We start from the raw sequence: 7277 nt of genomic DNA, 5'->3' as shown, positions 1-7277 counted from the left end.
GTCGAGCACGTCAAAGCCGGCGCGGGAGAGGACCATCTCGTCGCCGTCGGTGTTGTGGAGCTCGGGGATGGGTGGATCGAGGATCGAGGTCGCCCAGGCTGCGTGGAAGAACGGGGACAGCCGCTTGTAGAAGTCATCGAGCGGCGCTTCGGGGTGATCGCGGCGGAACTCGCCGCGCACTGCCGAGCATCGCCTGGGCATTCGCCTCGAGTGCCGCTCGAACCGGTTCGAGGTCGAGACGGGCGTAGACCGCTGTCACCGACGGCTGGCTGTGGTTGAGGACACGACCGATCAGCGGAAGACCGTAGCTATTGGCCGCGAGCCAGGATCCCAGCGTGCGACGGAGGTCGTGGATCCGAACGTCCTTGACGTCAGCTTGTTCGCGGATGCGCTGCCAGGCTTTCCTCGGCCCTTCGAGGTGCCCCGGCGCGGCGGGGGTCGACGGGAACAGCCAGTCGGACTGCCCGCGGCTCGGCAGCGATTCGAGAATCGCCACGGCCGGCGTTGGCAGGGGCAGCAGGTGCGAGCGCCCCGCCTTGGTCATCGGTAGCCGCCAGGTACATGTCTGGAGATCGATGTCGACCCATCTGGCCGACAGGAGTTCGCTCCGACGCGGGCCGAGGAGGAGCGAGAGCTTGAAGTAGGCCTTCCAGCGCCAGTCGGGTTCCTGGTCGATGGCGGCGAGGGTCCGTTTCAATTCATCGGGGTTGAGGAAGCGATCGCGTTTCTCTTCGCGGAACATGCGGACGCCCGTGGCCGGGTTGTCGGCGACGAGGCTCCCCCAGCGCTTGGCCAGGTTGAACATGGTGCGGAGGAGAGCGAGGACGCGGTTCGCGGCGTAGAGGCCACGGTCACGCTGGAGACGACCGTGAAGCTGCGTGACCTCGGCGTGGGAGATATCCGAGAGACGTCGGTTCTTCCAGGTCGCGGGAATGGGAGCAGGCTCTCGCTCTTTGTCTTCCTCCTTCTTCCGGGGGAGAACATCGCGCAGCATCCGCTTATCTTCGTCGGCCGACCGCTTGTGCGGTGTCGCATGGCGCTCGAGGTAGGTCTGGGCGAACGCGCCGAACGTCAGCTCGCCGCGCTCCCGCGCACGTTCGGCGGCCGGGTCTCGGCCATCCGCCACCGCCGCGGCCGTCGCCAATGCTTTCGTGCGCGCTCGCGGGAGCGAGAGCGCGGGGTGGTGTCCGAGCGTGATTCGCCGGACGCGTCCTCGGACGCGTCCCTCCCAGACCCACGACTCTGCCCCGCCCCGGCTGATCCGGAGGGCGAGCCCTTGGACCTTGGCGTCCCGGAGGAAGCGCTGGCCCCGCGCGGGGGCGCTGGCCCGATCGAGTATCGCTTGTGTCAGCCGCGGCACCGGATGCTCCGTGTAGACATCTTGTAGACAGTTTCGAGCGTATCACGGGGGATGGAAGAGGAGACGGCCGGAAGTGACCTCTAAGAGATTTAAAGAGTTACGTAGGTAGGCGTACCAGAGCGGAATAGACAGGGCGCCTTTCCAAGTGACTCTTAATCAGCGGGTCCAAGGTTCGAGTCCTTGACGGCCCACCAATCGAATCGCGGGCTTCCGAGACATCGGAGCCCGCGATGTCGTTTTGGTTCCAGATTTTGGTTCCAACTCTGGAACCATGGCTGGCCGCGACGGTCTCATCGAGGACTTGGAGAATCGCGTCGCGAGTGGCGTGGCTGCCGACGGTCACGATGGAGGTCGGGGCGGCACAGTCGCCAACGGCCGCCTCCCAGTACGCCGGCTCCAGCATCTCGAAGAGGGAGGAGCTGTAATGAGCGGGGTACTCCTTCGGCCTTAGCGAGATCGCCGCGGTTCTCGGCGTACCGCCCACCAGCTGCCGAACGTCCGCCGGCTCAAGGGCGAGCGCCTGTCGAGGCAACGTCTCGAGCCTGAAGGGCTGGAGTCTCGTGACGTCGACCGTGACTTGGCCGTCACTGAGGTTGTAGGCCCAGAGCTCCAGTCGACCCCGGTTGATGAGGGTGCCGTACTGCTCCAGGTACAAGCCGATCCGGTCCTCGACGACCACGGCACCGCACATGCTGTTGCTGGTGTATGTGGTCTCCCACTTGCCGTCCGATATTCGTGTGTGCCTCGCCATCGCGCATCCGCTCGCCACGGCTGCGACAAGGGACAGCGCAGCCCAGCGGCGCGGTCACGTGGAAGATCACGCGGTTTTTCCGATGACTGATAGGTGAGAACACGTCGAGAGGCTCGACGATCAGGGTCGAGGTGACAACGACTATCGCGCTGGCCCGGGCCGTTGCGGCAGCGCGCCGCCGGCGCCGAGGCCACGGATTCTCAGGTCACGAGTTTCAGCGCACCGGGTCGCCGCCCCGCAAGCGACCCAGGAGTGCCGTGTCGACGCGATCCTTCACGGTGCGGCGGTCGAGGCCGAGTCGCCGCGCGGTCTCGAGGTAGCTGCCGGTGCGCGCAAAGACGAGCGTGCAGTAGCGGCGGACAAGCTCGTCGACGGTGAGGGAGCCGGCAGCGATCGCCCCCCGAGGTCGTGGTCCGGGGATGTGGCCCGCGCGCCTCGGGGGCGGTACTCGCCGCGGATCATCACGTTGCGCACGCACTGCTCGAGCTGGCGCACGTTGCCGGGCCAGCGACAGCCGGACTCGAGGTGCTCGGCGATCCAGCGCTCGGTCTCGCCGGCGAGCGCCTCCGCCTCGGCCTCGCCGGCGATGCGACCGGCGAAGAAGTGCAGCAGGGTGCCGAGCTCGCCCGGCGCCTCGGCGAGCTGGGTCGCGAGCGATGGCGTCTCGATCACGTCGGCGCAGAGCCGGTAGTAGAAGTCCTCGCAGAAGCGGCCGGCCTCGATCTCGACACCGAGGTCGCGGTTCGTCGCGGCGACGAGCTTGCCGCGAAAGCGGCGCTCGCGCGTCTCGCCGACGCGGTGGGACGTGCGGGCCTGGAGCACGCGCAGGAGCTTCACCTGGATCGACGGCTCGATCTCAGCGATCTCGTCCAGGAACACGGTGCGAGCGGCGGGCACGCCTCGAGCCAGCCTGCGCGGTCCTGCACGGCGCCGGTGAACGCGCCTCGACGGTGCCCGAAGAGCTCGGACTCGACGAGCGTGACCGGCAGCGCCGAGAGGTTCAGGGGGAAGAAGCCGCCGGTGAAGTCCTCGACGAACGCCTGCTTGTCGGGATCGAAGGGGATGTAGCGGGAGAGCCCGATCGCCTGCGCCACGAGCTCCTTGCCGGTCCCGGATGGGCCCGCGATCAGGGTCGTGACGTCGTGCATGCGCTCGGACAGCGCGCGGCGATAGCGGCGGACGTCGCGGGTGAAGATCGACTGCCAGACGGCGGCGCGCAGTCGCGCGGCCGGCAGCGAGCCGCCGAGGATGTGGCTGAACGTGAAGTGGAACGCGCGGCGGATCTGGAAGAAGAGCGCGAAGGCGCTGGCGGGATCCTGGCGCGCCGGAAGCGCGAGCGCGGGCGTGCCGAAGTAGTGCTCGACGTCGTACAGGAACCGCGCGTAGGCCGGCAAGCGCGCCGTGGAGCTCGCCGGGGCGGCGATCAGCCGATGGAGGTCCGGGAAGTAGCGGTTGTAGAGCAGGTACAGGACGACGTCCTCGTAGAGGGATAGCTCGTCGGCCCGCGGCGCCACACCGGTCGACAGCCGCTGTCGGAGCGCGTCGGTGAGCGCCTGCGCGCGAGCGTCGAGCGCGGGGAGGTTTGGGCTGTCCTCCTCGTGCGCCGTCCGCGCCGACCACACCGGGCCGGTGGGCTTGAAGTCCGAACCGAGCGCCTCGCGCTCGGCCTCGATCCGCTCCGGGAGGAAGGGGTTCGCATGGACGAGCCTGGAGATCGCCGTCGCCAGGCCACGCTCGCGCGCCGTCATCAGAGCCGAGGCTCCTCTCGCTTCGGTCCCGCATGCCGCCCCGAGTGCGCCCGGCCCGGGCCCGGACGCCGTCGAGTACGCGGAATGTACAGCGCGAGACACGCCGCGCTCAACGGCGATTCTCGGCGCTGCCCGAGAGCGTCCGAAATCCGGGCGAACTGCATCGGATTCGATACAGCCGGGCGCGGCACGCCTCCTGCCTCTCAGCGTGGCCGTCGCGACCTCCGATACCCGCGCAGGTCGCGCAGACAAGCGCGTCATGTCCGGTCGGTACCGGGTTGCCCGGTGCCCGGCGGGAATGCGCCGTGCGGTGAGCGAAGCAGTCGTCCCGGGGGACGGCGGATGCGGGCTCGGGTCGAGCGGCAGCGGAAGCGGGCAGCGATCATCGGCCGGAGCGTGGCCATCAAGGCGCTGCTCGGCCAGATCGAGTGTGTGGCGCCCACGGAGGCGACGGTGCTGATCGTCGGCGAGCGTGGGACCGGGAAGGAGCTGGTGGCCACGGCGCTGCAGCAGGCGAGCCGCCGGCGCGAGCACCCGTTCGTCGCCCTCAACTGCGCGGCGCTCACGACGGAGCTGCTCGCCAGCGAGCTCTTCGGTCACGAGCGCGGCGCGTTCACCGGCGCCGCCGAGCGCGCGATCGGGCTCGTCCGTGCGGCGGACGGCGGCACGCTGTTCCTCGACGCGAGGACATCCCGCTCCTGGTCGAGCACTTCCTCGCGGTCCACAGCCGCCGTCATGGCGTGCGCACCCACGGGATCACCCCGGAGGCACGCGAGGTCATCGACCGCTATGCGTGGCCGGGCAATGTCCGGGAGCTCGAGCACGCCGTGAGTCGCGCGGTGATCTTCGCGGCCGGCCGATGGATCTGGCCGGTCGATCTCCGCCTGCGTGCTCTCGACGCCGAGCGGCCGGTCGCGCCGGAGGTTCCGGACGCTCGGTCGAGTTGCCTCGAGCGGCTCTCGTCACGGCAGCGGGACATCGCCCGGCACGCGCGCGAGGGCGAGGCGCTTCACCGCCGTGACGTCATGGCGCGGTACGGCATCTCCGGCGAGACGGCCCGACGGGACCTCGCGGCACTGGTGCGGCTCGGCATCCTGCGACGCGACGGCCGCCGGCGCGGCTGCCGGTACGCCGCGGTGAGCGCGGCGCCCGCCGACGGCGGGAATGTGCAGTGAACACGAATCCAGGGTGGAGGCTCCGACGATGCGATCCCTCATGCTCTTGCTGCTCGCTCTGCTGTGCGTGACCGGTACCGCGTGCAGTCGCGCCACGATGGTCGAGACGCGCTGGGACGGCCGGACCGGGCAGACGACCACGCGGCGGTTCTCGATGTACTTCGAGGCCGCAGCCGAGATCGTGCCCGGGACCGTCGGCGCGCACCTCATCGTCGATCTCGAGAAGCGCGAGGTGCCGATCCTCTACGACCTCCAGCAGGCGCTGGGGCTGCTGGGTCCCGGAGACCTGGAGGCCGGCGGCCTGTTCACGATGTACCTCTTCAACCTGACGGATCGCCCGCAAGAGGTCGAGATCACCAGCGCGACTCGTTGGGGGAGGCCGGTGCTGGCGGCGCCGGTGACCGTCGCCCTGGTGCCGCGTGACTGGAAGCGCCGGGTGGTGCTCGGCAGGACCGTGATCGGCAGCTACGACACGCGGGAGGAGCTCGACCTGACCGTCACGGTCGCCGGGCGCCGGTACACGACGAGGCTCGTCGCCGAGCGGCAGACGTTCGACGCGCTGGAGCGGAAGTACGGACGGGGCGGTACGGGGCCGGACCTGCCGTGGCTGAAGCCGCGTTCGTAGCGCGGCTGGCAGTTCACTGCGGCCGGCGGTGTCGAACGCGCCAGCAAAGTGAGCAATTCGTCCCATTCCCTGGCCGTTCGCTCGGGATGACAATTGACCGCCTCAAGTTCCCTGTCGATGCGCTGAAGTTCCCGCTTCCGGTCGGGTGGCCAAACATGAAGGGGGAGCAAGACATGCGGAAACTGACAGGAAGCGCCTTGATTGTCCTCGCGGTCGTCCTCCTCGTCCCTGCGCTCGCCTTCGCGAAGACCGCGTGCGCCACGATTCCGCAAGGAGGCATTGTCAACTCGGCCGGGGAAGTCATCGAGCCCGGCTACGATCAGTGGGGCTACAACTACCAGGCGCGCATCTTCAACGGCCTCTACTGCGATTCGTACCGGAACGCCGCCTGGTGCCAGGCGTACGCCGATGTCGAGCTCCAGATGAAGTGGAACGATGCCTGGCTCTCGAATCAGGACTGCACCGGCGACGGACTCCTCGACCGCCACTACGGATACCCGGCCTACCGCGGCTCCGGGGCGTGGCTGACGAACCACATGCGCGGCGTGTACGAGGACAATGGCGCTCGCTGCGAGTGGACTGACTTCGTGAAGATCGTTGCCGCGCCGACCGACGCGTACCTCGCTGGCGGCATCTGGCACGACGCCTCCGGAGCGGCCATCGGTCCCTCCATCTGGGGAGAGTTTGCCGTCATCCAGGAGGTCTATAACGATCCCTGCGGCGGCTACGGAGGGCTGCTCATGAAGGGCGTGCGCCCGGGCCTCGGTAACTGGGAGAACCCGCTCTCGGTCGAGTAGCAGGACCGAGTCCAGAGAGACAGTGAACCGCCCGCGAGCCGCGGGCGGTTCACACATCGCCCGCCCGCTGCGCCGGCCGCGCTTCGCGCCTCGATTCTTCCGGCGCGCTGCTCGCGTCGCGTCCTTGCCTGTGAAGCCGGTGCCGAACGTACGGAGGAGCTTGCCCGGGCCAAGCCCGCTCTCGCTCTGAGGCGCCGGCCAGTCGACCGTCGCATCCGGCCCGGCCGGCCCGCGGCGTCTCGGTTGGCGTCGATACGGTCGCTCAAGACGGCGTCGACGTAGACGCGTGCCGAGCGTCGCCCGAGGGCGGCGGTGGCGCACGGTCGCGGACACGATACGGCAGTCCCTCCCGCCTCGGTCTCCGGCGCCTCGCCGTCGAATCAGCACAGTACGCGAGATGTACAGGCCCTGACACTGTGCGCACATGACGACGTCTCGCCGCACCGCTACCCACACGCGAATGTCCCGAAAAACGCGAGATCCAGGCGCGGGCGGTCTTGGGCACGCCTCCTGCCTTGTTCCCCCGGCGTGACAGGAAGCAAGCCGGCGGTGGTTCGACGACGACAAGGAGGACACGAGATGGGACGCGATGACGATCTTCGGTTGTGCGAGCGGTTCGATGTCCAGGGGCGGCGACCGCTCCGACCCCGACACACCGCCTGGGCGAGCGTCGCGGCCGCACTGGCTGGTGCGCCTCGGCATCCAGCCGGACCAGATCTCGATCGCGAGCATCGCGTTCGCAGTGCTCGCGGCGCTCGCCCTCATCCTCGCCGGACGCGTGGAGGCGGGGGCGCGCGCGGCGCTGCTGGTCGGCGCGGCTT

The 7277-nt window shown here is 69.1% G+C and carries 7 protein-coding genes and 2 pseudogenes; 5 read left to right on the top strand and 4 right to left on the bottom strand.

Annotated elements, in window-relative coordinates:
- The 4 genes and pseudogenes from HYV93_15630 to HYV93_15615 all read right to left on the bottom strand — a co-directional run.
- The coding region (locus HYV93_15630; GenBank protein ID MBI2527402.1) for a hypothetical protein at positions 1–180 on the bottom strand (180 nt) is incomplete at its 3' end.
- Positions 134–1360 carry a tyrosine-type recombinase/integrase gene (locus tag HYV93_15625; GenBank protein MBI2527401.1) on the bottom strand — a complete coding sequence of 409 codons (1227 nt, stop codon included), beginning with the start codon at positions 1358–1360 and terminating at the stop codon, positions 134–136. The genes HYV93_15625 and HYV93_15630, both read right to left, overlap by 47 nt.
- A 97-nt stretch (positions 1361–1457) precedes the next feature.
- The gene (locus HYV93_15620) at positions 1458–2111 is read right to left on the bottom strand and encodes a hypothetical protein (protein MBI2527400.1); all 654 of its coding nucleotides are present in this window, start codon (positions 2109–2111) and stop codon (positions 1458–1460) included.
- A 214-nt stretch (positions 2112–2325) separates the two neighbouring features.
- A pseudogene (locus HYV93_15615) lies at positions 2326–3859 on the bottom strand (sigma 54-interacting transcriptional regulator).
- Between the two features lie 84 nt (positions 3860–3943).
- Here HYV93_15615 and HYV93_15610 point away from each other — a divergent pair.
- The 5 genes and pseudogenes from HYV93_15610 to HYV93_15590 form a co-directional block, all read left to right on the top strand.
- Positions 3944–4704, top strand: a pseudogene (locus HYV93_15610) (sigma-54-dependent Fis family transcriptional regulator).
- Positions 4687–5034 carry a DeoR family transcriptional regulator gene (locus HYV93_15605; protein ID MBI2527399.1) on the top strand — a complete coding sequence of 116 codons (348 nt, stop codon included), beginning with the start codon at positions 4687–4689 and terminating at the stop codon, positions 5032–5034. The pseudogene HYV93_15610 and the gene HYV93_15605 overlap by 18 nt, the downstream one beginning before the upstream one ends.
- 28 nt (positions 5035–5062) lie before the next feature.
- Complete coding sequence (locus tag HYV93_15600) at positions 5063–5659, top strand: hypothetical protein (GenBank protein MBI2527398.1); 597 nt, start codon at positions 5063–5065, stop codon at positions 5657–5659.
- A 173-nt stretch (positions 5660–5832) separates the two neighbouring features.
- Positions 5833–6456 (top strand): hypothetical protein, encoded by a 624-nt coding sequence (locus tag HYV93_15595; GenBank protein MBI2527397.1) that lies wholly within the window; start codon positions 5833–5835, stop codon positions 6454–6456.
- Between the two features lie 589 nt (positions 6457–7045).
- A partial coding sequence (locus tag HYV93_15590) for a hypothetical protein (protein ID MBI2527396.1) occupies positions 7046–7277 on the top strand: 232 nt, incomplete at its 3' end.

It is taken from the genome of Candidatus Rokuibacteriota bacterium (assembly GCA_016188005.1).
In the GTDB taxonomy this organism is placed as follows: Bacteria; Methylomirabilota; Methylomirabilia; order Rokubacteriales; family CSP1-6; genus UBA12499.
Note: the sequence above shows the minus strand (reverse complement) of the source record. Positions and strands in the feature narration are given on the sequence as shown.